The organism is uncultured Roseibium sp. (assembly GCF_947496995.1).
Classification (GTDB): Bacteria; Pseudomonadota; Alphaproteobacteria; order Rhizobiales; family Stappiaceae; genus Roseibium.
The window spans coordinates 1242399-1268052 of record NZ_CANMFD010000001.1; the positions used below are offsets into that span (position 1 = coordinate 1242399).

Annotated in this window: 19 protein-coding genes; 12 read left to right on the plus strand and 7 right to left on the minus strand. The window is 60.0% G+C overall.

The features are described 5' to 3' along the window. Positions 1 to 679: 679 nt before the first annotated feature. Entirely contained in the window at positions 680 to 2356 is a 1677-nt protein-coding gene (locus Q1B40_RS05610) for an electron transfer flavoprotein-ubiquinone oxidoreductase (protein WP_299811187.1), read from the minus strand. Between the two features lie 485 nt (positions 2357 to 2841). Here Q1B40_RS05610 and Q1B40_RS05615 point away from each other — a divergent pair, with 485 nt between their 5' ends. The 4 genes from Q1B40_RS05615 to Q1B40_RS05630 all read left to right on the plus strand — a co-directional run bounded on the left by Q1B40_RS05615 (position 2842) and on the right by Q1B40_RS05630 (position 6122). Next, positions 2842 to 3780 carry a uracil-DNA glycosylase gene (locus Q1B40_RS05615; RefSeq protein ID WP_299811189.1) on the plus strand — a complete coding sequence of 313 codons (939 nt, stop codon included), beginning with the start codon at positions 2842 to 2844 and terminating at the stop codon, positions 3778 to 3780. A 245-nt stretch (positions 3781 to 4025) separates the two neighbouring features. Next, the gene (locus tag Q1B40_RS05620; protein ID WP_299811191.1) at positions 4026 to 4661 is read left to right on the plus strand and encodes a PilZ domain-containing protein; all 636 of its coding nucleotides are present in this window, start codon (positions 4026 to 4028) and stop codon (positions 4659 to 4661) included. A gap of 373 nt (positions 4662 to 5034) precedes the next feature. Then, on the plus strand, positions 5035 to 5892 hold the full coding sequence (locus tag Q1B40_RS05625) for a S49 family peptidase (RefSeq protein WP_299811193.1): 858 nt from the start codon (positions 5035 to 5037) through the stop codon (positions 5890 to 5892). Positions 5893 to 5936: 44 nt separating this feature from the next. Further along, positions 5937 to 6122 carry a hypothetical protein gene (locus tag Q1B40_RS05630; protein WP_068407192.1) on the plus strand — a complete coding sequence of 62 codons (186 nt, stop codon included), beginning with the start codon at positions 5937 to 5939 and terminating at the stop codon, positions 6120 to 6122. 71 nt (positions 6123 to 6193) lie between these two features. Here Q1B40_RS05630 and Q1B40_RS05635 read toward each other — a convergent pair whose 3' ends face one another. Beyond that, positions 6194 to 7582 carry an MATE family efflux transporter gene (locus Q1B40_RS05635; protein WP_299811195.1) on the minus strand — a complete coding sequence of 463 codons (1389 nt, stop codon included), beginning with the start codon at positions 7580 to 7582 and terminating at the stop codon, positions 6194 to 6196. A 353-nt stretch (positions 7583 to 7935) separates the two neighbouring features. On the opposite strand from Q1B40_RS05635, the gene Q1B40_RS05640 reads away from it, so the two are divergent. The 4 genes from Q1B40_RS05640 to gltS all read left to right on the plus strand — a co-directional run bounded on the left by Q1B40_RS05640 (position 7936) and on the right by gltS (position 12857). Continuing rightward, positions 7936 to 8904: a glycine--tRNA ligase subunit alpha gene (locus Q1B40_RS05640; protein ID WP_299811198.1), complete on the plus strand. Its 969-nt coding sequence runs from the start codon at positions 7936 to 7938 to the stop codon at positions 8902 to 8904. A 117-nt stretch (positions 8905 to 9021) separates the two neighbouring features. After that, positions 9022 to 9579 carry a LemA family protein gene (locus tag Q1B40_RS05645; protein ID WP_299811201.1) on the plus strand — a complete coding sequence of 186 codons (558 nt, stop codon included), beginning with the start codon at positions 9022 to 9024 and terminating at the stop codon, positions 9577 to 9579. 28 nt (positions 9580 to 9607) lie between these two features. Continuing rightward, a complete protein-coding gene (locus Q1B40_RS05650) occupies positions 9608 to 11551 on the plus strand; it encodes a DUF2207 domain-containing protein (protein ID WP_299811204.1) in 1944 nt (647 codons plus the stop codon). A gap of 85 nt (positions 11552 to 11636) precedes the next feature. Beyond that, positions 11637 to 12857 carry a sodium/glutamate symporter gene (gene gltS, locus Q1B40_RS05655; protein WP_299811207.1) on the plus strand — a complete coding sequence of 407 codons (1221 nt, stop codon included), beginning with the start codon at positions 11637 to 11639 and terminating at the stop codon, positions 12855 to 12857. A 34-nt stretch (positions 12858 to 12891) separates the two neighbouring features. Here gltS and Q1B40_RS05660 read toward each other — a convergent pair whose 3' ends face one another. Then, complete coding sequence (locus tag Q1B40_RS05660) at positions 12892 to 14262, minus strand: EAL domain-containing protein (protein WP_299811210.1); 1371 nt, start codon at positions 14260 to 14262, stop codon at positions 12892 to 12894. A 430-nt stretch (positions 14263 to 14692) separates the two neighbouring features. Between Q1B40_RS05660 and glyS the strand changes: the two genes are divergently transcribed. Then, positions 14693 to 16780, plus strand: coding sequence for a glycine--tRNA ligase subunit beta (gene glyS / locus Q1B40_RS05665; RefSeq protein ID WP_299811213.1), 2088 nt, complete (start codon positions 14693 to 14695; stop codon positions 16778 to 16780). 257 nt (positions 16781 to 17037) lie between these two features. Here the strand turns inward: glyS and Q1B40_RS05670 are convergent, their stop codons facing one another. Continuing rightward, positions 17038 to 18273, minus strand: a complete 1236-nt coding sequence (locus Q1B40_RS05670; RefSeq protein WP_299811216.1) for an MFS transporter — start codon at positions 18271 to 18273, stop codon at positions 17038 to 17040. Between the two features lie 381 nt (positions 18274 to 18654). On the opposite strand from Q1B40_RS05670, the gene nadA reads away from it, so the two are divergent. The 3 genes from nadA (at position 18655) to nadC (ending at position 22313) form a co-directional block, all read left to right on the plus strand. Further along, on the plus strand, positions 18655 to 19737 hold the full coding sequence (nadA, locus tag Q1B40_RS05675; protein WP_299811219.1) for a quinolinate synthase NadA: 1083 nt from the start codon (positions 18655 to 18657) through the stop codon (positions 19735 to 19737). Between the two features lie 97 nt (positions 19738 to 19834). Further along, entirely contained in the window at positions 19835 to 21436 is a 1602-nt protein-coding gene (locus Q1B40_RS05680; protein ID WP_299811222.1) for an L-aspartate oxidase, read from the plus strand. A 13-nt stretch (positions 21437 to 21449) separates the two neighbouring features. Next, positions 21450 to 22313, plus strand: a complete 864-nt coding sequence (gene nadC, locus Q1B40_RS05685) for a carboxylating nicotinate-nucleotide diphosphorylase (protein ID WP_299811225.1) — start codon at positions 21450 to 21452, stop codon at positions 22311 to 22313. Here the strand turns inward: nadC and Q1B40_RS05690 are convergent, their stop codons facing one another. The 3 genes from Q1B40_RS05690 to Q1B40_RS05700 form a co-directional block, all read right to left on the minus strand. Then, complete coding sequence (locus tag Q1B40_RS05690) at positions 22314 to 22907, minus strand: HupE/UreJ family protein (protein WP_299811229.1); 594 nt, start codon at positions 22905 to 22907, stop codon at positions 22314 to 22316. Positions 22908 to 23183: 276 nt separating this feature from the next. Continuing rightward, on the minus strand, positions 23184 to 24356 hold the full coding sequence (locus Q1B40_RS05695) for a cell wall hydrolase (protein WP_299811232.1): 1173 nt from the start codon (positions 24354 to 24356) through the stop codon (positions 23184 to 23186). Between the two features lie 313 nt (positions 24357 to 24669). After that, positions 24670 to 25653, minus strand: a complete 984-nt coding sequence (locus tag Q1B40_RS05700) for an NAD regulator (protein WP_299811234.1) — start codon at positions 25651 to 25653, stop codon at positions 24670 to 24672. Position 25654: the final 1 nt, after the last annotated feature.

Genomic DNA, 25654 nt, shown 5'->3' on the forward strand with positions numbered 1-25654 from the left:
TTGTTAATTTATTGTGACATAGAAAAAATCTATGGCTGAAGAATTCAGCTTCCGCAGGATTAAATTACAGAAAAATATGATGAAAATGGGCGGGCCTCTCCTGATGGAGCTTCGATTCTATTTCTTCTCTTTACTTAACTGGGGTCATTTTCTCAGGTTTTAGCAAGTGCAATTTATCCGGGCATGATCAGAATTTGACCACTTGGTATAAAAGGCCCTTGTGGAGTCATAGTTTAATTTTATCAGCTTTATTATTTGGTTGACCTTACCATAACGTCAGGCTATCTCCACAGCCAGCGAGGGTTTGGTTAACGTGGTTTAACAAAATACGAACCCCGAGATAATCCAGGTCAAATCTGGAAAAAATATTGTGCACGTCGGCTCTGTTTAGATCCTGACCCCAGAACATAATTGCCTGGCGTTCAATTCAGGCAAACACCTTGTGGCGCGGACTTCGCGCAACGGTATGCAGGTGCGCGGCGCATCTGCTTACCTCGCCGTGTGCGAATGATAACCGCAGCAGGCTGGTCCCCCACAAAAGCCAGCCTGAATCGACCCATCGGCCACAAGACTTCGGCACCGGGAAGGTTTCCTTCCCGGTGCCGCTTGTTTTTCCAGCCCGGAAAAAAGAAAAGCCACGGAAATCCGTGGCTTTTGCGATTGTTTCGGGACATCGTCCCTACATGTTCGGGTAGTTCGGCCCGCCCGAGCCTTCCGGAACGGTCCAGGTGATATTGCCGTTCGGATCCTTGATGTCGCAGGTCTTGCAGTGGACGCAGTTCTGGGCGTTGATCTGAAACCTCGGGGCATCCGCGCCTTCTTCCACCCACTCATAGACGCCGGCCGGGCAGTAGCGACTTGAAGGGCCGGCAAAGACATCGTGTTCGGATACCTTCTGCAGCACGGGGTCCTCCACCTTGAGGTGGATGGGCTGGTCCTCTTCGTGATTGGTATTGGACAGGAAGACGGAGGACAGCTTGTCGAAGGAAATCACACCATCCGGCTTCGGATAGTCGATCTTCTTGCTGTCTTTTGCGGGCTTGAGCGTGTCGCGATCGCGTTTTCCGTGCTTCAGGGTGCCGAAGAAGGAAAAGCCGAACAGTTCGTTGGTCCACATGTCGAGACCGCCGAGAGCAACGCCGAGCAAGGTCCCGTATCTGGACCAGAGCGGTTTGGCATTGCGCACTCTCTTCAGGTCCGCGCCGATCGGGCTTTCGCGCCACGCCTTGTCGAAGTTGCTAAGCTCTGTATGAGCCTCTCCGCGCCCGATGGCCGCCATCACTTCATCGGCGGCGAGCATGCCCGACAACATGGCGTTGTGAGACCCCTTGATGCGCGGGACATTCACCAATCCAGCCGAACACCCCATGATCAGACCGCCGGGGAAAGACAGCTTCGGGACGGACTGGTAGCCCCCTTCGGTGATCGCGCGTGCGCCATATGAAATGCGCTTGCCACCCTCGAATGTGTCGCGGATCGCCGGGTGCGTCTTGAAGCGCTGGAATTCATCGAACGGTGAAAGCCACGGGTTCTCGTAATTGAGATGGACGACGAAACCGACGGCCACCTGGTTGTCCTCCAGGTGATAGAGAAAGGACCCGCCGCCGGTCTTGCCATCCAGCGGCCAGCCGAAGGAATGCTGCACCAGGCCGAGCCTGTGCTTTTCCGGATCGATCTGCCAGAGTTCCTTGATACCGATCCCGAATTTGGGCACGTCGCTGTCGCGGTCGAGCTCGTATTTGTTAATCAGCACCTTGGCGAGAGAGCCACGCGCGCCTTCGCCGATCAGCGTGTATTTTCCGCGCAGTTCCATGCCCCGGGTGAACATGGCATTGGGCTTGCCGTCCCGGCCGATCCCCATGTCGCCTGTGGCGACACCGGCAACGCGGCCTTCATCGTCATACAGCACTTCGGCCGCCGCGAAACCGGGATAGATCTCGACACCGAGCGCTTCCGCCTTTTCGGCGAGCCAGCGGCAGACATTCCCGAGCGAGACAATGTAATTGCCGTGGTTGTTCATCAGCTTCGGCATGAAAATATTGGGCAGCCGCAGTGACCCCGCCGGGCCAAGGACCAGGAAATGATCCTCCGTCACCGCAGTCTTGATCGGCGTCTCTTCTTCGCGCCATTCAGGGAGCAGTTGGTCGAGGGCAATGGGATCGATGACGGCGCCGGACAGGATATGCGCCCCGACTTCCGATCCTTTTTCCAGGACCACAACGCTGAGCTCTTCACCCTTTTCAATGGCGATCTGCTTCAGCCGGATGGCGGCTGCCAGTCCTGCGGGGCCGGCACCCACGATGACGACATCCACGTCCATGCTTTCGCGTTCGCCAAGCGTTTCCTGTTCGCTCATTTTTGTCTCCCTCTGCCCGAAGGGGCCAAGCTTCTATGGTCCTGTTTGCCTCATTTCGCGGTGCAAAACACGACATTTTTAGTGGCCATATGCGAATTCGGGCAATTTTTCCTCTCACGAATGAAGCTCAGATAGACCAAAGGCGACCCGGCACGTCAAGAGTTGACTTAACGTTTACGTAAACGTAATTCATCGGGAAATTATCCGGATGACATGTGCACAGCATCTGGAAAACCGGCCCGCGGGACGTCAACCCCGGTCCGGGTTCTTGTTCTCGGCGGTCATCCGGATAGAGTACATTATGATAAGGTTGCGTTTTCAGGGGGCAACGCTGTCGCTGCGCAGGAAAGCCAAGGAAAATCCTTCCGGGTCTTCCCGCAGCGTGGTGTGAAGGCTTTGACTCGGCTTTTCAAAGTTGTATTGACGCCTGAAAGCAAAAATTCCGAGAGCCTCCACTTATTACTCCGCCGCCGGAGACAGCGCCAATGCAGCAGACCCCGCACGAACGACGCCAGATTGAAGCTCTGCTGGATTTTTATAGCGCCTCGGGTGTGGATTGCTTTTTGGGTGAACAGCCGGTCGACTGGTTCGACCTGACGAATGAGCACGCCGCGCAGCGCCTGCAAAACCGGACGCCGGCAGCGCCGTCGCAGCACACCGGGCTGGCGGAGACAGCACCTGCGGCCAACCCTCGGCACCCGGCCGGTGCCGCGCCTCAACCGGCGCCCGCCACCATGCCGATGCCGTCTGCCATTCCGGCTCCGCCAACCGGGCAGGGGGGCGCAATGGGCCAACCCGCCGTGCTGCCGGACAGGGAAATCATTGCTGCCGCGCGCGATCTGGCTGCCTCGGCCGCTACGCTGGAGGATTTACGCCGGTGCCTCGAAGCGTTTGACGGGTGCAATCTGAAACTGACGGCGAAAAAGCTGGTGTTCGCCGATGGTGATCCGCAGGCCAGACTGATGTTCGTCGGCGAAGCGCCGGGCCGGGACGAGGATCTGCAGGGCAAGCCGTTTGTCGGCCGTTCGGGCCAGTTGCTGGACCGGATGCTGGCGGCGATCGGGATCGAGCGGACAGCCGTTTATATTGCCAATGTCGTTCCCTGGCGTCCGCCGGGCAACAGGACACCGACGCCGCAGGAAACCGAGATCTGCAAACCTTTTATCAAAAGGCAGATCGAACTGGTCAATCCCGATGTGCTGGTATTCCTCGGCGCGGCCTCCGCGAAAACGCTTCTGGGGGCTCAAGACGGTATCCGCAAGATGCGCGGTCGCTGGATGAGCTATCCGGGGAACGGCAGGGAAATCTCCGCCATTGCCACCTACCATCCGGCCTACCTTCTCCGCAGTCCGCTGGAAAAGCGGCTGTCCTGGCGGGACTTCGTCTCCATCAAGGAGGCGTTGCTTGCAAATCAGGAGAGGTAAAGTGAATTAAAACAACCCGTAACTTAAAATTTTATGTTTATTCTTTGATTTGCGCTAATGGTGCTTAAACCATTCAAAAGAAGGCAAAAAGACACTTTGAAATGTTGAATTTCGCCTGGATGTCAGGGATTTTCACTGGCAGATTTATTTATTGTTAAAAGTAACATGTCTTTTTATGGTCCTGCGCTTCTCGGTTTTTGCCTGCGAAGCCGATGAAACTGGCCACGCTATTTGAAGAGGGTAATTTGACAGGGCCCGACATCAACATTCCGGAACGAGCTGTTCTGCATATACTGGTCCTGGATTTCGACACCCTGGCGTGCGAGGAGACGTCGGCCTCCGGTTTCAGCAGCAGGGGCTGCCGCGTTCTCACCAACGCTCATAAGGAAGTCGGAAAAACCATCGGATTACGCCTTGCCGGTTTCGACCAGATGATAAAGGGCAGGGTCAAGGAAGTCCTTGATTCCGAAATCCTGGTGTCGTTCGAATTTGCAAACAGCACCATTGTTGAAAAACGCCGCGAACGAAGGCGCAAGGTCTCCATTCCGGCCCTGGTCAGCGGCCGGGGATCGCAGGATGGCGTCAGATGTGAAATCATCGATGCAAGCCAGTCCGGCTGTCGCCTTGCAAGTCGAAGGCTCGAAAAGTTACCCAAGGACATTTATCTGCAGATCCCGGGTCTGGACATGCCTGTGACGGGGGAGATCGTCTGGCGGTCACCCGAGTTCGCGGGCGTGAAGCTGATCTGGCAGTTCTCCAACGGGCAGGAATTCAACCATAAATCTCTTCGCTCCGCGGAACGCGTCGAAAGAAAGTCAAGCGCGCAGGAGAGACGGGATGCCTCCGGTTTCGGCGTCAGGCGCAAATCCGCGCCGAACTGACCCCGGCCTGATGGTTCCACCTGCGGTGTAGACGACCGGCTTTGCGTCGATGGGCAAGCACCACTAAAAGTTTTCTCAAGATATGATAGCGGCCGGAAGTTTTCTTTTCCCGATCCGTTGTTCACTTCCCTAGTGGTGCGCACGGGGTTTTAACAGCCCGGAGCCTTTGCAAGTCAGCACGCAATACATATATCGAGTGGAACGTATGATCCGGGTCCAGCCCGGACGAACGCAGATCTGATGCGCCAGGTCACGAACCCATGTCATCTCGTCCTCATTGATGGCACCGTGATCTGGACCACTGAAATCGATCAACTGCTCCGCATTCGTGGCCCTTCACGAACGGGGGGTGATCAAGCGAGGCTGTTTCCGAGTGTTTTCAACCATACGCAGTTTTCTCCCCAAACCGTTGCGTGACGACAGAACGGTCATTCCCGTCGTCCGCCTCCAGGGCACGATCACCACATCCGGCCCCATGCGCTCCGGCCTTTGTCTTTCGACCGTGGCGCAGCCTCTGGAGAAGGCGTTTTCGGTGAAGAAGGCACCCGCCGTCGCGCTGATAATCAATTCGCCGGGAGGGTCCCCCGTGCAGTCGCGCCTGATCTTCAAGCGGATTCGCGATCTGGCGAAGGAGAAGGAAAAAGACGTCCTGGTCTTCGTCGAGGACGTCGCGGCCAGCGGCGGGTATCTGATTTCGCTGGCCGGTGACGAAATTTTTGTCGATCCGTCCTCGATTGTCGGCTCGATCGGGGTGGTGGCCGCCGGGTTCGGTTTCACTGAATTGATCGACAAGATCGGCGTCCAGCGCCGCGTCTATACAGCGGGCGAGAAGAAGGTCATTCTCGATCCCTTCCAGCCGGAAGTACCGGAAGACATCGAATATCTGAAAGGCCTGCAGCAGGAGATCCACGAGACGTTCGTCGATCTCGTCAAATCGCGCCGCGGCGACGTTCTGAACGACGATCCGGATCTGTTCAGCGGAAAGTTCTGGACCGGGCGCACAGCCGTTCAGCTTGGGCTTGTAGATGCGATCGGAGATGTCAGAAGCGTGTTGAAGGAACGCTACGGCGACAAAACCGAGCCCAGGCTCTTTTCGGCGCCGCGTGGCCTTTTCGGCCGCAAGGCTGGAGTCGGCCTGGATCTGTCCGGTCAGAGGCTGACGGAGGGCCTCGGAGAGGATATGATCTCGGCGATTGAAAACAGGGCGCTGTGGATGCGCTATGGTCTGTGACCGTGCTGTCGTGTATCCGTGGAACGCTCTAAAGGGGAACAATCATGACTGAACTGATAGGTGTGGCGGCGTTGGCGGTGGGCGGCTACTGGATCGTGCAGCGGCTCAAGCGCAAGATGGCTGAGGTGGAAAATCACATCTCCAGGGCGGCAGCCAAGGCCGATCCCAATGGCCGCGGAACCAAGCTGATCCTGGATCCCGAAAGCGGCAAATACAAACCGAAGGCCTAGAGACCTCACTGTTGTGTCCCTACCCTGGGCCGGGCTGAGCCGTTCGGCCCGCGCCCGCCGTCGGCCATGGCCTATTCCCTGGCAGCCCGAAACAATCCCCAACGCGCCGGACTGTTACGCGCCCTGGCGGTGAGCATTGTCAACGTCAGCAGGACCAGCAATGCTTCACCCGCAGGACTGGCAAGCCAGATGCCGCGCTCTCCCGCAAGGAGCGGTAGCACGAAAACAAGCGGCAGAAAGAACAGATAGGGCTTGGCCAGGCTCAGGAATGCCGCGCGCGCAGCATCGCCGATAGCCTGAAAATACATCGCCACGACAAGCAGGGGCCCTGCCGCGAAATAGAGCGCGACTATTGTCGGCAGAATGCGCGCAACCTCGCCGGCAACCGCCGGGTCTTCCACGAACATGAACCCGATAGGCCGCGCGAAAAGCGAGAGCACCGTCTGCACGCTCAGGCAATAGAGAAACGCAATGACAATACCGAGCCGCAGCGTATCGTCAGAGCGTTGCCAGAGCCCGGCGCCGTAGTTGTTGCCGATCATCGCCTGAAGCGCCTGGGTGAGCCCCAGAAACGGCAGATACGTGAACGTCATGATCCGCGTGATTATCCCAAAGGCTGCCACGGTGCTCTCGTAACCGGGGGCTCCGATGTGCTGCAGCATCGCGAAGGTTGCCGCGGAGCCGAGTGCGATCCCGATGAAGCTCAGGCTTTGGGGAGCACCCAGGGCCAGAATGGAGCGCCATTGGGCAAATGGCGTGAACCTGATCAGCGCAGCAGGCCTCAGAACCGTCCGGCCACGCAGCCGGAAGCCGAGCAGCAGGACGAAGGCGAGCATTTGCGCCAGCGCTGTTCCGTAAGCGGTCCCGGCAACGCCAAAATCCAGGATGCCGACGAGTACGAAATTAAAGCCGATATTCACCACCGACACCATAAGGCTCAGGCCCGCCATGAGTAACACCCGGCCTTCGTTGCGCAGGGCGTCGGCATTGATGGAGAGCAGAAACATCAGCGGCGAAAACCAGACGGTGATCGACAGATACGTATAGGCCATGCCGGCAACACGAGCCGATCCTTCTGCTGCCGCTAATGTCATGCTGCTGCCGAGCACGAGGAAAAGCGCCACGACCACGGCGGATATGCAAAGCGCCAGCCAGTGAGCCCCTGCAAAGACGGCCTCTGCGTCCCTGGTCCGCCCGCCACCCAGGTGCCGGGCGAGCACGCTCGACATGCCGCTGGACACAAGCGTCGCCAGAGCGGCCAGCAGCATATAGGCCGGAAACATCAGTGTGACGGCGCTCAGGGCGTCGGGGCCGACGAAGATGCCGAGAAAAACGGCATCCGCCACCGTGAGCAGGCCGTTCATGCTCATGACGAGGATGATCGGCAGGGCGGTTCTGGCAAGGGTGCCGGCGAGCGGTCCTTGCGTATAGGCGTTCATGCGGAAAGTGTCAGACGACATTCCTGTCTCCAATTCGTGACATTTCGCAAGGAAGGAGGAGCCCGCATTGCCGCCAGCACGAAATGCATGGAGCAGAAACAATCGTCAAAGTCAGAACTTCACCAGGACGGCAGCGTCCGCGGGCAGCAGGTGTCTGAAACCGAAGCCGCTTGATACGTGCCGGCCGCGGCGCCGTCAATGCTGTATTGCCGAAAGGGGGTGGTGCGCGCCGAGACGGACCGCCTGATCACCGGCAGGCGCCAATGAGCAGCCCTGGCGCCGCCTGTCTTGACCTTCTGCGCGCATCGTGGCACCTCTCGCCCCGAAACGGCGGTTCTTGTCTGACCGGCCCAGCACAATTGCGGAAGTCCTTCATGTCGAGCGAAACCCTCCCGGCGCATATGCGGCCGGAAAATTCCTTCCAGGGCCTGATCCTGACCCTGCAGCGCTACTGGGCCGACCAAGGGTGTGTCGTGCTTCAGCCCTATGACATGGAAGTCGGTGCCGGTACGTTCCATCCGGCCACCACTTTGCGCTCTCTCGGTCCGCGCCCGTGGAAGGCGGCCTATGTCCAGCCGTCCCGCCGCCCGACGGACGGCCGCTATGGTGAGAACCCAAACAGGCTGCAGCACTATTATCAGTTCCAGGTGATCCTCAAGCCGTCTCCGCCGGACCTTCAGGACCTCTACCTGAACTCCTTGTATGCCATCGGGCTTGACCCCAAGGTGCACGACATCCGCTTCGTCGAGGATGACTGGGAAAGCCCGACCCTCGGTGCCTGGGGGCTCGGCTGGGAATGCTGGTGCGACGGCATGGAAGTCTCCCAGTTCACCTATTTCCAGCAGGTGGCCGGCTTTGAGTGCGCGCCGGTGTCGGGCGAGCTGACCTACGGTCTTGAACGCCTGGCCATGTATATCCAGGGTGTCGATAACGTCTACGAGCTCAATTACAACGGCAGGCAAGGCGACGAAAAGGTCACCTACGGCGATGTCTTCCTGCAGGCCGAACAGGAATACTCCCGGCACAATTTCGAGCACGCGGACACCGAAATGCTTTTCCGGCATTTCAAGGACGCGGAAACCGAATGCAAGGCGCTTCTGGAGGCTGGCGCCAAGGCACGCGAAGCGGCCGGGGCGAACGTGCACCAGGTGGTGCTGCCCGCCTATGACCAGTGCATCAAGGCAAGCCATGCGTTCAACCTGCTTGACGCGCGCGGCGTGATCTCCGTCACCGAGCGCCAGAGTTACATCCTGCGTGTACGCGACCTCGCCAAGGCCTGCGGCGCCGCGTTCCTGGAAACGGAAGCCGGCGGTGTCGGCTATGACAACCGGGCCGCCGGGTAATCGCACAGGGCGTGTCGCAGATTACAGTTTGTCGTTTGAATCCGGACAAAGCCTCAGAACAGGATGACAAGTCCGGGGGCAGTGAGTAGCCTTCGCCCGAATTTCTCGGAGGGTCTCATGTTTACCTGGTTCATTCTTACGTTTCTGATCGCGCTCTCGGTCTTCGCAATCGTTCTTTACAACGCTCTCGTCCGCAAACGGCAGATGGTGCAGGAAGGCTGGAGCGGCATCGATGTCCAGCTCAAGCGCAGGGCCAATCTGGTTCCCAATCTGGTGGAAACCGTAAAGGGCTATGCCAGCCACGAAACCGAGACCCTGGACAAGGTCACCGAGTTGCGCACGCGTGTCGGCTCGCTGCCCCGGGACGATGTCGCCGGCCGCGCCGAGGCGGAAGGGCAGCTTTCCCTGGCGCTAGGCAGGCTCTTCGCGGTGGCGGAGGCCTATCCGGACCTGAAGGCCAGCAGCAATTTTTCCGACCTGCATCAGTCTCTGGATGAAATCGAAAACGCCATCCAGATGGCCCGCCGCTATTACAACGGCGCCGTGCGCGGCCTGAACGTGGCGGTGGAGAGTTTCCCCTCCAACCTGATCGCCAGCCGCTTCAAATTTGAAAAAGCAGACTATTTCGAGATCGAGGACGAAGCTGAAAGAGCTGTCCCCAAGGTCGCATTTTAAGATTTTTCCGGTCCCGGGAGACCTTCACATGATTTTTCGCCGTCCGTTCGCATGCGTTCTTGCTGCGCTGTTTCTCGTCGTTACCGGAGGGGCTGCCGCCCATGCGGACGAGCTGATAAAACGGTATGTCTCGAATGTGGAGGTTGCCGAGAACGGCACCCTGACCGTAACGGAGACAATCACGGTCAGGGCGGAAGGCGACAAGATCGAACGGGGAATCTTTCGCGATTTCCCGCTCATCGCGGAAGGGCCGACCGGCCGGCTCTACGAAGTCGGCTTCAAGCTGCTTTCCGTGACGCAGGACGGCCGCCCGGCGCCTCATTTCACCAGGCGCAACAGCAGAGGTATCCGCATCTATATCGGAGAAGACCATGTGCTGCTGAAGCCGGGCGACTACACCTACACGATCGAATATGAAACCGATCGGCAGATCCGTTTCTTCGAGGATCATGACGAAATCTACTGGAACGCGACCGGCAACGAGTGGGCCTTTCCCATCGAAGAAGCGATTGCCCGGGTCGTGCTGCCGAAGGGTGTCAAGGCCACCGGCTGGGCCGGTGCTACCGGCAAATACGGCGAAACCGGACAGGATTTCACGGCTCATACCGCCGAAGACGGGCGAGAGGTGATTTTCACCACCACAAAAGCTCTTTGGTATTATTCGGGGCTGACGGTTGTCGTCACTCTGCCCAAAGGCGCAATCGCGCCGCCGTCCGAAGCCGAACAGTTCCGATATTTCCTGAGTGACTACCGCTCCGAACTGATCGGCGCTGCCGGCATCGGTCTGGGTGTTCTCTACTATCTTCTTGCCTGGTTCTTCGTCGGCCGCGATCCGCATCGGGGCGTTGTGTTTCCCCGGTTCAAGCCGCCTGAAGGGATCTCGCCGGCTCTTGGAGCCTATATCTCAAACCGCGGTTTTTCAGACGGTGGCTGGACGGCGCTGTCGGCCGCCTGCCTCAACCTTGCGGTCAAGAAGCGCCTGCGGCTGGAGGAAAACGACGGAGACATGACCCTGGTGCTGGATGAGAACCAGCCGGAAGACCGAATTCCCGGTTTCGGACTGCCGAAGGGCGAAGCTGCCCTTGAAACCTATCTGAAAGGGCGCGGCACGCCGCTGACGCTCGACAAAGGCAACGGCAAGTCGATCCTGACGCTCGGGTCGAAATTCCGCGCAGCCATCGAAAAGGAAAGCCGCAACGTCTTTTTCAAATCCAACAGGCTCTTCCTCATCCCGGGCGTTCTTGTGAGCATCGCGACAATTGTCGCCCTGCTCGTCTACGGACAGTTGCAGCGGGATCAGTCCGAGTTCGTCATCATCTTCATGATGTTTTCCATCTTTGCCTCGCTGGCCTCCGTGACCATCGGAAAAGCCGTTTTCCACCTCTCCGGCATGAAGCTGCGCATGGCAATAATCTTCGGGATCTTCGGCGTCGCCATGTCCGCGGCAGGCGTCGGTGCGTTTCATTTTACCGGCGGCTTTGAAAGGATTCCGGTCTTTCCGTTCATTGCGGTGGCTCTGGGAGCACTGAACATCCTGTTCTTTTTCCTGATGGGCGCTCCGACCGTGCTGGGTCGCCAGGCACTCGACAAGATCGAGGGTCTCAAGCTCTATCTGACAGTCGCCGAAAAAGAGCGCCTCAACATGGCCGACGCACCGGACATGAGCACCGGTCATTTCGAGGAACTTCTGCCCTATGCAGTCGCGCTGGGCGTTGAAAAACCCTGGGCCAAGGCCTTCGAAGGCTGGCTTGCGACGGCCGCCGGGGCTGCGGCTGCGGCCAGCTATCATCCGAACTGGTACTCGGGACGGACCTTCGATGCGCGCCATGTCTCCGACAGCATCGGCTCGACCGCTAGTTCCATGGCCGGATCCTTCCGCTCGTCGCTGCCTGCTCCCAAATCCTCCAGTTCGGGCTCCTCGGGCGGGTTTTCCGGCGGCGGTGGCGGCGGGGGTGGTGGCGGCGGGTGGTAATCCGCTTGCATATTGCCGCGACGGACGATTGAATTGAACAGGCGCGGGCCGGCTGCCGCAAACCGTGCGGGAAGCAGGTGGGAAGATGACGGAAGAGGCATTGCCGCTCAATGAATTTGTAAGCTTCAACCTGGCGATCCTGGTCTATTTTCTCGGCGTCCGGTTGAACAAGAAAACCCCGTTTCTGCGCCGCTACAATATTCCCGAACCTGTTTCCGGCGGACTGCTGGTGGCTGCGCTGGCGTTCGTTGTCTACATCGCTCTCGACACCGAAATCAGTTTCTCCCTGCAGTCGCGGGATTACCTGCTCTACTGCTTCTTCACCGCAATCGGGCTCAACGCCCGCTTCGGGGATCTGGTCAAGGGCGGCAAGCCGCTGTTGATCCTTCTGTGCCTGACCGTCGGCTATATGCTGGTTCAGAACGTGGTCGGCACGTCAATCGCTGCGGTGCTGGGACTGCCGGTCGGCTTCGGTCTTCTCGGCGGAACGATTTCCCTCGTCGGCGGTCACGGCACGGCAATCGCCTGGGGCCCGAAGCTGGTGGCCGACTACGGCGTGGCGGGGGCCGTGGAGATCGGCGCGGCCACGGCGACGCTCGGCCTTGTCGCCGCAAGTTTGCTGGGCGGCCCGATCGGGAATTACCTGATCGAAAAAAGAGGAGCGAAGCCGGACCCCGACCGTCCGCAGGAAGCGCCGATTATCGGTATCGAGACCGCGCGCGAAGCGGACACCACGGTCACACACACGGGCCTGATGCGCTCTCTGCTGGTGCTGAACATCGCAATCGCGCTTGGTGTCGGGCTTCAGGAAGCTTTGGTGGTGGGTATAGGTCTGGATCTGCCGGTCTTTGTCGCCTGCCTGTTCTGCGGCATCGTCCTGTCTAACACCGTGCCTCTGGTCTTCCGCAGGATGACCTGGCCCGCGGGCTCGCAGTCGCTCGCGGTGATCTCCGACCTGGCGCTCGGGATCTTCCTGACCATGTCGCTGATGAGCCTGCAGCTCTGGACGCTTGCCGGACTGGCCGGTCCGATGCTGCTGATCCTGGTCATGCAGATCGTGATCGCCGCGCTGTTCATCATTCTGGCGGTCTTTCCTCTCATGGGCAGGGATTACAACGCGGCGGTGCTCGGAGCAGGCTTTGCCGGCTTCGCTCTTGGCGCAACGCCGACTGCTATCGCCAACATGACCGCGGTCACCAAGCGCTATGGCCCGGCAACACAGGCCTTCCTCATCCTGCCGCTGGTCTCCGCGTTTTTTGTCGATCTGGCGAACGCGCTGATCATTCTGCTCTTCCTGGGCGGTTGATCGCACCCCGGACCACCGGCTTCAGTGGGGAGCTTCAGTTCGGACCGGCTTTGTCGGAAAACAACAGTCGGCCGCCCGACTGTTCGCTCAAGAACCCCGTGGCGTCCTCCGCGCTGACGGCGGAGGCGTAGAGAAAACCCTGGCTGAAGTGGCAACCGCCGGCCGAGAGCGCCTCATGCACGGCGCTTTCTTCGACACCTTCTGCGATGGCGTCGATGTCGAGACCTCTGGACAGAACAAGAATGGCCTCGACGATGGCGGCACATTGCTTGTCGGTCAGCATGCGTTCGGTAAAGGACCTGTCGATCTTGACTTTGCGGATCGGAAGATCGCGCAGGTAACTCATGCTGGAATGACCGGCGCCGAAATCGTCCAGTGCGATCGATACGCCGGCCTCGGTCAGTTCCGTCAGGATACGCCGTGCCGAAACCGGGTTCTTGACCAGCGAGGTTTCCGTAATCTCCAGAACCAGCCGCGTGGAAGGAAACCCATGTGTTTCCAGAATGGAGACTATCTGGTTTGGCAGAGACGGATCCTGAAGCTGGACCGGCGACAGGTTGAAGGACAGGTAGACATCCTCCGGCCAGGCCTTTGCAGCGCTGCAGGCGCGCGCCAGCAGGTGCCGGGTCAGCTCGAAGATAATGCCGCAATCCTCCGCGATGGAAATGAACTCAAGTGGCGGAACCGCGCCGAAGTCGCTGTCCGTCCAGCGCGCGAGCGCTTCAAATCCGGCAATCCGTCCTGTCTCCATGTCCATGATCGGCTGAAAATGGACATTGATCCTGTCTTCCGGTATCGCCTGGCGCAGCCGTTGCTCCAGAAGGGTCCGATGCAGGATCGAGGCATCCATTTCCACCTCGAAAAACCGGTAGGTGGAGCGTCCGGAAGACTTGGCCCTGTAAAGGGCGATATCGGCCCGGCGCAAAAGCTCGGTTATTGCATGCCCGTCGTGAGGATAAAGGGCAATGCCGAGGCAGGCACCGATCGATATCTGCCGGTCCCCCAGTTCGAAGGGGGTGCTGATATGCGTGAGAACGCGCCGCGCAAATCCGGCGGCCTCGGATTTGTTGCTGAAAACCGGAGATACGATGGCGAATTCGTCACCACCAAGGCGCGCCACGATACCATCCTTGCCGACGATCTGAGTGAGCCGGCTGGCGAAGCTGGTCAGAAGGTTGTCTCCGAAAGCGTGGCCGTAAACGTCGTTGATGGGTTTGAAGCCATCAAGGTCGAGCATCATCACTGTTCGAAAACAGTCGGGCGCCAGGTTGTTGCTCAGGTCGTTGAACGCTTCCAGAAGACGCCGCCGGTTGGGCAGGCCCGTCAGCGGATCGTGCAGAGCCAGCGCCAGCGCCTCGGAATGCGCAAACGATCGCGCGTTGAGTTCCTTCCGCAGACGCCACATGGCGCTTGCACCATAGATTAGTCCGAGAATGGCAGCACTGATCAGGAGACCCGCCCCGATTTCAAAAGAAGGGTGACGGTGGTCGGAGTAGGGTGGGGGGAGGAGCTCGGGGAAGATAAAAACACTGGCATAAATGACAGTTGTTATAACGAGTAAAGCAACTATGGATCGTATTATGTAATGACTGAGCGAAATATTTCGTTTCATCACGTTGCTGATCCTGAGAAGATCTGAAGTAAGACTGTTGCTGAACTTCGCATGTATTTGTTGAGGAAGCGTGAAACCGGATTTGCAAGTAACGGGATATGGAGACGGGCGAAGGTGCCTCCGGTCAGGACGGGAAAAGGGGTGACAAGACGGCAATGACTTGGTAACGGACGCGCAACCCATTTTACGTGGCGTCCCGCCAAGACCGAAGGCCCTAATCTTCATGCCCGATCTTCTGCTTGAGCTGTTCAGCGAAGAAATTCCGGCCCGTATGCAACGCAAGGCGGCCGAAGATCTGAAATCCCTTGTCACCAACGCCCTGGTGGAGGCCGGCCTTCCTTATGAAGGTGCCAAGGCCTTCGTCACGCCGCGGCGTCTGGCACTGCATGTGGCGGGTGTTCCGTCCGGCTCGGCCGCAACTCGCGAAGAACGCAAGGGACCGCGCGTCGGGTCTCCGGAAAAGGCTGTCGAAGGCTTTCTGCGCGGCGCGGGTCTTTCCTCGCTGGAAGAAGCGTCAATTCAGAACGACCCGAAAAAAGGCGATTTCTATGTGGCGGTGATCGAAAAGCCGGGCCGTCCCGCCATCGACATCATCGCCGAATTCATGCCCGCAATCCTGCGCAATTTTCCGTGGCCGAAATCCATGCGCTGGGGATCGACCTCAACCCGCTGGGTGCGTCCGCTGCACTCCATCGTCGCGACCTTCGGGCCGGAGACGGAAGATCCGGATGTCGTGCCGTTCGAATTTGACGGCATTCAGTCCGGCAAGACCACCCGCGGCCACCGCTTTCTCGCCAACGAGACCTTTGCCGTCCGCCGTTTCGACGACTACGCCACCGGGCTTGAAAAGCACAAGGTGGTGCTGGACGCGGACCGCCGGAAGGAGATCATTCTCCACGACGCCAAGGACCGTGCGCTGGCGCTGGGCCTCGACCTTGTAGAGGATCCGGGACTTCTTGAGGAAGTTGCGGGCCTCGTCGAGTGGCCTGTGGTGCTGACCGGCAGTTTCGACGAAGACTTTCTGACGATCCCGGACGAGTGCATTCAGCTCACCATACGGGTCAACCAGAAGTGCTTTGTCCTCAGGAACCCGACCACCGGACGCCTTGCCAACAGGTTCGCGCTTGTGTCCAACCTCGTCGCCGAAGACGGCGGCAAGATGATTGTCGCCGGCAACGAGAAGGTTATCCGGGCACGGTTGTCCGATGCGCGCTTCTTCTGGGACACGGACCTGAAATCCAGCCTGTCCGACAACCTGCCGAAACTCGATGGCGTGAAATTTCACGAAAAGCTTGGCAGTGTCGGCGAACGGGTCAAGCGCCTGATTGCGCTCTCCGCCGAATTGGCTCCGCTCGTCGGTGCTGACCAGACGAAGGCGAAACGCGCCGCGGAACTGGCCAAGGCCGACCTTGTCTCGCATATGGTTTTCGAATTCCCGGAACTGCAGGGCCTGATGGGCCGCTACTATGCGGCAGCGCAAGGCGAGGATGCTTCCGTCGCCACGGCGATCGAAGAGCACTACAAACCGCAGGGACCGAGCGACAACGTGCCCACGGACCCGGTCGCCATCGCCGTGGCGCTCGCCGAAAAGCTCGACCTGCTTGCCGGGTTCTGGGCGATTGACGAAAAGCCCACCGGTTCCAAGGACCCTTACGCGCTGCGCCGCGCCGCTTTGGGCATCATCCGGATCGTTCTGGAGAACGGCCTGCGGATCAATCTGGGCAAGGTCATTCTCTCGGCCTCCGACCTGCATCAGGTCAAGCTCGGCGATCCGTCAGCGCTGGTCTCAGATCTTCTCGGCTTCTTCGCCGACCGCCTGAAGGTCCACCTGAAGGACGACGGCGCCCGCCACGACCTGATCGATGCGATATTCGCCCTTGAGGGCCAGGACGACCTGCTGATGGTCGTCCGGCGCGTCGAGGCTCTCGGGAAGTTCGTTTCTTCCGACGACGGCGTGAACCTGCTGGCCGGCTACAAGCGCGCGGTCAACATTCTGCGTGCGGAGGAAAAGAAAGACGCGGCCCCGGTCACGGGCAAGCCGCACGCCGATCATTTTCAGGAGCAGGCCGAAATCGACCTTGCCGCAGCAATCGACACCGCACGGGCGGAAGCGGCTGACGCGGTGAAGGCCGAGGACTTCGAAGGCGCAATGGAAGCGCTGTCCAGATTGCGGGCGCCGGTCGACAGGTTTTTCGAGGATATTCTCGTGAACGCCGACGACCCCGTCCTGCGCATGAACCGCCTGCAGCTCCTCGCCGAAATCCGCGACGCGACCCATGTCGTGGCGGATTTTTCCAAGGTGGCCGGGTGATCCGGTAGAACCTGACTGAGTTGCCTATGGAGTGCGCGGGGGTTACCCCCCACCCCTGACCCCTCCCCACAAGGGGGAGGGGAATGCTGCCGTGAATGGAGCAGCGCTTCCGAATTCAAAGACTATGATTTGTAAGTGGACGATGCCAATCGCCGCAGCCTGATCCCCCTCCCCCTTGTGGGGAGGGGTTAGGGGTGGGGGTATCCGACCTCTCGAAAACCCGCCCCTTCCAAAAAACCTTTTTCGTCCGACTTTTCTTATTCAGCCGCCTGCTGCGCCAGCCTTTCCACCGGCTTTTCCTCGATCGGCCAGTGGACGATTGCCGCGAAGATGCCGAGGACGATGCCCAGCCACCAGATGCCGTCGTAGGATCCGGTTTCGTCGTAGAGCTTGCCGCCCAGCCAGACGCCGAGGAAGGCGCCGATCTGGTGGGAGAGGAAGACGAAGCCGAACAGTGTCGCCATGTAGCGCGGGCCGAACATGACCGCGACCAGCCCGGATGTCGGTGGCACGGTGGACAGCCACAGCAGCCCCATCACACCGGCAAAGACCAGCACGGAGAAAGGGGTGACCGGCAGCATGATGAAGGCAAAGATCGCGACTGAGCGGCTGATATAGATCGCCGACAGGAGCAGCGGTTTGGAATAGCGCCCGCCGACATACCCGGAAATCAGTGATCCTGCGACATTGCACAGTCCGATGAGGGCAATCGCCGTTGCCCCCCAGGACGGGTCGAGGCCGAGGTCGGCGATATAAGGCGGCAGGTGAACCGTGATGAAGGCCACGTGAAAGCCGCAGACGAAGAAGCCGAAGGTCAGCAGGATGAAACCCCGGGTGCCGAAGGCTTCCGCCATCGCCGATGTCAGCTTCTGGTCGTTCGCCGGATTGCTGTCCTTTGGCAGTTCCGACTTTCCGCGAAGCGCGATGGCGAGAAAGGGAATGAGGGCGACGAGCCCGGTAAAGACGATCAGCGTGTCCTGCCAGCCGATATTCGCGATCAGCGCGCCGCCCATCGGGGCGAACAGGAACTGGCCGAGAGACCCGGACGCCGTGCCGATGCCGAAGGCAAGCGATCTCTGCGCAGGTGTTACTGCCCGCCCGAAAGCGGCAAGCACCAGCGAAAAGGAGGAAAAGGCGATACCAAGCCCGATGAGCACACCCGCGGACACATGCAGCGCGACGGCGCTTTGGGCGTCGATCATCAGGATAAGGCCGGAGGCGTAAAGGACGGCGCCAAGCGTCATCGTCTTCCAGGTGCCGAAGCGGTCCGACATCATTCCGGCAATCGGCTGACCGATGCCCCAGAGCAGATTCTGGATGGCGAGCGCCAGCGCGAACAACTCGCGGCTCCAGTCCCGGGCTTCCGTCATCGGCTGAAAGAACAGGCCCATTGCGGAGCGGGGACCGAAGGAAATCAAGGCGATCAGACAGCCGCAGGCGATAACCAGCGGAATGTTCGGACCGGTGCGACCGGTTGTTTTTGCGGCAGTCATGGAAAGTCTCTCATCGTGAACTTACGATAAGATACGCGCGGGCCGGAGTTTCACCAAACGCGTAATTTTGATCGATACATCAGCGTCGGGAATGAATGACTTCGGCACGGCTGCTTTTGATGCATGTATCAAGCTGACCAGAAACCGAGCTGCCAGAGGCATGTTAACTGCATGAAAAATAAGAGGGAAACAGTTTGACGGCAGAATTATCACGAAAGTGATGGATTTTTAACCGCGCGACTATTATATAAGCTCTGAAAGAGCAAAAGGGTGTGGGCCGATGCGCCCGTTTTCTTTTGCAACTAATATGCTCAAAATGAGTATAATAACGGCGCGGGCAAACCAGTCCTGGTTCGATCCGCAAACAAAAGGGAGGTCGTCATGACCATTGCCCAGACATCCGTACCTGTTGGCGCACCGATCGCAAGTGGGCTGACCGCCCTGGACCGGTTCGGCAGAGTGGACCGCCCGGACCTGCGCTATACGCCCGAAGTTGCGGAAGCAACCGCGCCGATCTATCAAAAAGTGAAACACATCATTCCGGCGATCGAATGGCCGGCTCTGGCGCCGACGATCCACGCGATCAATGTACTGAAGAAGCAACGCAACGCGGTCATTCTGGCGCATAACTACATGACGCCGGATATCTACCACGGTGTGGCCGATATCGTCGGCGACAGCCTGCAGCTCGCCATCGAGGCGACGCGGACGGACGCCGACGTGATCGTTCAGTGCGGCGTGCACTTCATGGCGGAAACCTCCAAGATCCTCAGCCCGGAGAAGACAGTGCTCATTCCGGACATGCGGGCAGGCTGTTCGCTGGCTGAATCCATCACCGGCGCCGACGTGCGCGCCCTGCGCGAGCGCAATCCCGGTGTGCCGATCATAACCTATGTGAACACCTCCGCCGACGTGAAGGCGGAATGCGATATCTGCTGCACCTCTTCCAACGCCCTGCAGGTGGTGGAAAGCTTCGGGGTCGACAAGGTGTTCCTTGTTCCGGACAAATACCTGGCCGCCAATATCGGCAACAAGACGGATGTCGAAGTGCTGGTCTGGGACGGTGCCTGCGAGGTGCATGAGCGCTTTACGGCGAAGGAACTGCGTGACTATCGCAGCATCGAGCCGGGCGTGAAGATCATCGCCCATCCCGAGTGCCCGCCGGACGTGGTGGCGGAGGCCGACTTTGCCGGTTCCACGGCGCATATGATCGACTGGGTGAAGGCCCGCAAGCCTGAAAAGGTGATGATGATCACCGAATGCTCCATGGCTGACAACATCGCCAGCGAAACGCCGGACGTGGATTATATCCGCCCCTGCAACCTGTGCCCGCACATGAAGCGGATCACGCTGGACAAGATCCTCGACGCTCTGGTCGAGATGAAAGAGGAAGTTGTCGTCGATCCCGTCGTGGCCGACAGGGCACGCACCGCCGTCGAGCGGATGATCAACTTGAAAATCTGATCACGGATGGTCTAAACCGCACAACGTGTCTCCTTCCGGGCGACCTGCGCCCGGAAGTCCTTCGGGCAAAGCCCGGCCTTTTTCCAGGATGTATCCCATGGCCGTCTCGCAAGAGGATTTCGCACCTGCCTACCTGGGCAAGGATGTGGATGACGTTGTCATACTGGGGGGCGGGCTCGCCGGTCTGTTCTGCGCGCTGAAACTCAGCCCGCGTCCGGTCACGGTGATCACCAATGCGCCGATCGGGGAAGGCGCATCGTCCGCCTGGGCCCAGGGCGGAATTGCCGCGGCCATCTCCGAACAGGATTCGGTTGAAAAACACCGCGACGATACGCTGGCGGCCGGCTGCGGCATCTGCGAGGAAAAAATCGTCGAGCAGATGACCCGCGAGGGCAGCGCCCGGGTGCATGACCTGCTGTCATACGGCGTCCCGTTCGACCATGATCTTGAAGGCCGGCTGAAATTTTCCCGCGAGGCGGCCCACTCCCAGAGCCGCGTCGTGCGCGTGCGCGGCGACATGGCCGGCAGGGCGATCATGGACGCGCTTATCGCCGCCGTGCGGAAGGCCCCGTCCATCCGCGTTCTGGAAGGCTATATCGGCGAAAGTTTCCTCGGTGAGGGCCGGTATGTTACCGGCGTCCTGGCGCGCAAGCGCGGCGGTATCGAGCGGCTTGCCTTTCCGGCGAAGGCTGTTGTGCTGGCCTCCGGCGGCGTCGGCCATCTTTTCGGCCTGACGACCAATCCACATGAGGCGAACGGTCACGGCCTTGCCATGGCGGCCCGAGCCGGCGCGGTGATCGCCGACGCCGAATTCGTTCAGTTTCACCCGACGGCACTGGATGTCGGCAAGGATCCGGCTCCACTGGCCACGGAAGCCCTGCGCGGTGAAGGCGCGACGCTGGTCAACAAGGCCGGCGAACGGTTCATGCAAGGCGTTCACCCGGATCTGGAACTGGCCCCGCGCGACATTGTCGCCCGTGCGATCCACAAGGAAATCGCCGAGGGCCGGGGAGCGTATCTGGATTGCCGCGAAGCCATCGGCGCCAGGTTCAAGGATGATTTCCCGACCGTTTTTGCCGCGGCCAGTTCGGCCGGCATTGATCCTTCGAAGGAGCTGCTTCCTGTCGCGCCTGCCGAGCACTATCACATGGGCGGTGTTCTGACAGACGCCAACGGCCGTACTTCCCTGGATGGCCTCTGGGCGGCCGGAGAGGTTGCCTCCACCGGTGCCCATGGCGCCAACCGGCTTGCTTCCAACTCGTTGCTGGAAGCGGTGGTGTTCGCAGCGCGTATCGCCGAAGACATTCAGGGCCTCATGCCCACGCCGCGCAGCGCCTTCTGGAACGAGATGGACGAAGAGCCGAGCCTGCCGAGCCGGCGCAACATGGAAGAACGTGAGGCGATCACGACCTTGCGCAGCACCCTGGCCAGAAATGTCGGGGTAATGCGGGACGCGAACGGTTTGAAGACCGCTTTGGCCGAAATCGCCGGCGCGGAAAAGATTTGCGTGCGCCAGTCCATCAAGAACATGATGGTGACCGGCAAGATAATCACGGCTGCCGCCCTCAAGCGTCAGGAAAGCCGCGGCGGACATTTCCGCACGGATTTCCCGGCGGAAGACCCGGCCCAGGCCAGACGCTCCTACACCACGCTGAAAGAGGTCGAGGCGGTCACCGCCGAGGCTCTGGAAACCGCTTGAGCCGAGAGGCGCCATGACCCGCAAAAACCTGCCGCATCTGCCGCAATTGATGATTGATGACGCGGTCAAGGCCGCCCTGTTCGAGGATTGGGGCCGTGCCGGGGACGTGACCAGCCAGGCAACGCTGCCTTCCGGCGCTCGGGCCACGGCCGTCATCGCCGCCCGCAAGCCAGGCGTTCTGGCGGGGCTCGGCTTTGCCGAAAGCGCTTTCCGGCAGACGGATGCGGACTTGCGTTTCGAACCGGTCAGGCAGGATGGCGACCGCCTCGCTGCCAAAGACATCGTCGCCCGTATCGAAGGGCCGGCGCGGGCCCTGCTGTCGGCTGAACGCGTCGCACTGAATTATCTCGGTCACTTGTCGGGTATCGCGACGGCGACGTCCTGTTTTGCCGACCTGATCGCGCACACGAAAGCCGATATCGTCTGCACCCGCAAGACGACCCCCGGATTACGGGCGTTCGAGAAATACGCCGTCAGATGCGGAGGTGGCACCAATCACCGTTTCGGGCTGGATGACGCGATCCTGATCAAGGACAATCACATAGCTGTGGCCGGCGGCGTCGCCAAGGCTGTCGAAGCCGCGAAGGCTTTCGCCGGACACCTTGTGAAAATCGAGGTGGAAGTCGACACGCTGGAGCAGCTCGAAGAGGCGCTTACGGCCGGACCGGATGTGGTCATGCTCGACAACATGCCGCCAGAAACCCTCAAGAAGGCCGTTGAAATCGCAGATGGCAAAGTGCTTCTGGAGGCGTCCGGCGGTATCGAACTGGATACGGTCAAGGCAGTCGCCGAAGCCGGAGTGGACCTGATTTCCTCAGGCTGGATCACCCATTCGGCTCCGGTTCTGGATCTCGGACTGGATATCGAAATGTCCTGATCAGCCTGCTGCCAGGTACACTCCGCCCAGAGCCGTCAGAACGCCGAGGCTGCGGATGATGCGCCTGGCCCAGGCCGGGTCGTTGCGGGTGGCGACATTCGCCCCGTAGCCGATCAACAGGCCCGCGGCGTGGAGCAGGACCGTGGCGAGAACGAAACCGGCGGCATAGCCGATCGCACCGGCCGATCCCATCTCACCGCCGTGGGCGTGACCATGGCAGAGACCGAATACCGCGACCAGCGCAGCCGATGCTCCGAGGGGCAATTGCAGGGCCAGCGCGACCGCCACGCCGAGCACGATCACGGACGTCAGGATGACCGGCTCTACATAGGGCAGCGGGACACCGGCGACCGACAGCGCGAAACCGCCGATCATGGCGCCAACAAAGGCGCTTGGGAGAAGCCAGATTGCGCGGCCGCCCAGGAGGGCGGCCCACAGACCGACGGCGATCATTGCCAGAACATGGTCCGTGCCGAAAACCGGGTGAGTGAACCCGGCTGCGAAGGAACCGTGTTCGGACGGGTCCAGGTGCGCCAGGGCCGGGGATGCGGCTAAAAGGGTGATGGCGGCCGCGAGAATTATGCGGAAAATCATGAAACGTTCCTTCATTGGGTCACTCCGGCGCCCCGGAATGGGTCGCGCCTTTCATGCGTTTCTTTGAAACACGTCCGCACCATGCCCGATTCCGGACATCTTGTGAATTACCTCAATGTTCCATGTTCTTATGGTCAGGTGAAAACAGGTTTTCAATCTCGCGCCGGAGCATGTCGCAATGAAGTGACTTCAGGAAATCGCCCGAACGCATTTGCACTGCAAACACTGCCTCGGGCGCCTTCCTGAAACCAGGGATCCGCTTGAACGCGACAGGCTTCAGTTCCAGCCGCCGGCAAAGGTCTTGTAGAAAATATGCTCGCCGACCTGACCGCGTTTGGCCATGGATTTGGCCCAGCGTGGGTTCACATAGGTCGCGTGATAGTGGGTCGAGGCGTCGACCATCTTCAGATACTGCTTGCCGTCCAGGACTTCCCTTGCCAGGCGCTGCGCGGTCTTCCAGGCAACCGGGCTGGAGATCCGGTCCTTGATGCCGTCGCAGGCAAAGGAGAACTGGCAGCGGTTGCGTTTGTGGCGGTTCTGGTAGACGACGCCGCAGATCGAATTCGGATAGGACGGGTTCTTCACCCGGTTCAGGACCACCTGGGCCACGGCCACCTGGCCTTCTTCGCTTTCGCCGCGCGCTTCGAAATAGATGGCCTCCGCAAGGCAGCGCTGTTCCTTCTTCTCTCCGACGGACAAGGGAAGGGGCTTTTGCGCCCACCAGTGCGGGTTCTCCGGATCTTCCGGCGGCGGCAGGTCCTGCTCGTATTTCGCCGAGCCGAACAACGCGTCGAACGGCTCTTTCGTCTCCCTTACGCTTTCGGGAGCATAGGCGGAAACGAGCGAGAAACTGGCGGCGGCGGCATTGCGTGCCATCATCACCTTCTGCAGGTCCAGCGGACCGTCTTCAAGCAGGCCGTCCTTCCTGGCTTTGGCCAGAAGGCTGTCGGTTTCGCGGGAATTGAGCGGATGCGCCTTCACGAAAGAAACGCGGGGCATATCCTGATGTTGTTCCCCGCTCGAGATCATGCTCGCCATGGCATAGACATTGCCGGAGGCCATTTCGACCGTCTGCCAGTCCGGTGCAACGGAGATCAGTCTGTCGCCCTTGCTGGACTTGCTGGTGGCGATCCTGTCCGGAAGTTCCGTCGGGCGCACGCTGTCGGCCACGTCCTGCAGGCCGTAGAGAGGTCTGGTCTCGAACCCGTTGTCGGCGGATGTCAGCGTCAGCACCGGTGTGCTGGCCAGGCTCGGCGGGGGTGTTGTCCCGAGTGCCAGTTGCGGGGCGAGCTTCGACGTGAAGTTTGCCGGTTCAAGCGCCATCATCCAGCGCGGCGTTTCGTTGCCACGGGCATTGATGAGCGCGAATATGTCCTGCTGACCGACGCTGCCGGCGAGACCCAGATAGATCAGGGGACAGGCAATAAGCACGCGTTTGAGCCGGCGCATACGCGCTCGGACCGGGCCGTATTCTTGTGTCACTTTACGAGAAAACCGCTCTTTGTTGCGGGATTTAAGGCCAGACATACGCAGCCAACTCCAACTCGGTACCTATCATCCCGAAACGCCGGATGATCCGTGCCAAACGCCGTGTTAACGGCAACACTTGAATTGAAGATGTGCGCTTAACCTTGAAAGAGCGTTAATGAGCGAAGAATTCGAGGAATTTGGTGGAAGTTTTCGCGCAAGTCGGGAAATTATGGTTAATAAGCTTAAGTACTTATGACCATGGAGCAGTGAAATACGGCCCGGAATGGGGCAGTCAGCGTCCGCCGACCCGCAGTCCCGGAGCGGGGCGCTCGCTCATGAGCTGGTGGCGGAAGCGGAAGAGGGCCGCGGGACGTCCTCCGGTGGCCGTGGATGTGGCTCCTGTCGGTTCCACCAGGTCCGCATTTTCCACCAGACGGCGGAAATTCTGCTTGTGCAGGTGCCGTCCGGAAATGGCTTCGACGGAATTCTGCAATTCCGTCAGCGTGAAGGTTTCCGGCATCAGCTCGAAGATCACCGGACGGTATTTCAATTTGCCGCGCAGCCGGGTAATCGCGGTTGCCAGCACCCTGCGGTGATCGAAGTGCATTGCCGCGCCGAGAAACGGCAGCGTTTCACGCGCCTGGGCCGCAGGCCGGCCGTCACGACGGGCCTCGAGAACGAGTCCGGCTTCATAAAGAAGTTCATAGCGCTCCAGCGCGCGTTCCTCGTCCCAGCTTGTACTCCCGGTTCCGAAGGCAAGACGGATGCGTTCGCTGCGGCTGAGCGGCTTCGGCGCTTCGCCTGCCCCCGGCGGATCCTGCGCCCAACTGTCGAGGGACGGAAGGATTTCCTTGTCCAGCAGGGCCGGGCGGCCGGTGCGCCAGTCTTCCCAGGGGAAATAGTCATACCAGGAGCGCCAGGCGGAGTTGTGCCGGGCAAGCATGCTTTCGGAGTCCGGCGTCTGCCGCGTCAGCGCCAGATAGCCGACCGAGACCACATGCGGGCCCTCGTCCCCGGACAACCGGTGGCGTCCGCGGTCACCGAAGGTATAAAGCTGTTCCACATAGCCGAGCCGCAGCGCCGTCTGGTTTTCCACCCAGGACCGCAGTCCGATCTCGAAGGTTCTGTGATGGATAGGATCGAAAGGGCCGAAGGGCAGGCTGTCGAGAGCGCGGTCGTCCGTATCGTTCACATGGACGATCTGCGGCATGCCACCGGCCACGGAAACGATGACGGCGTTCAGTCCGATCTCAATACTGGCTTGCCGGTGCGGCATG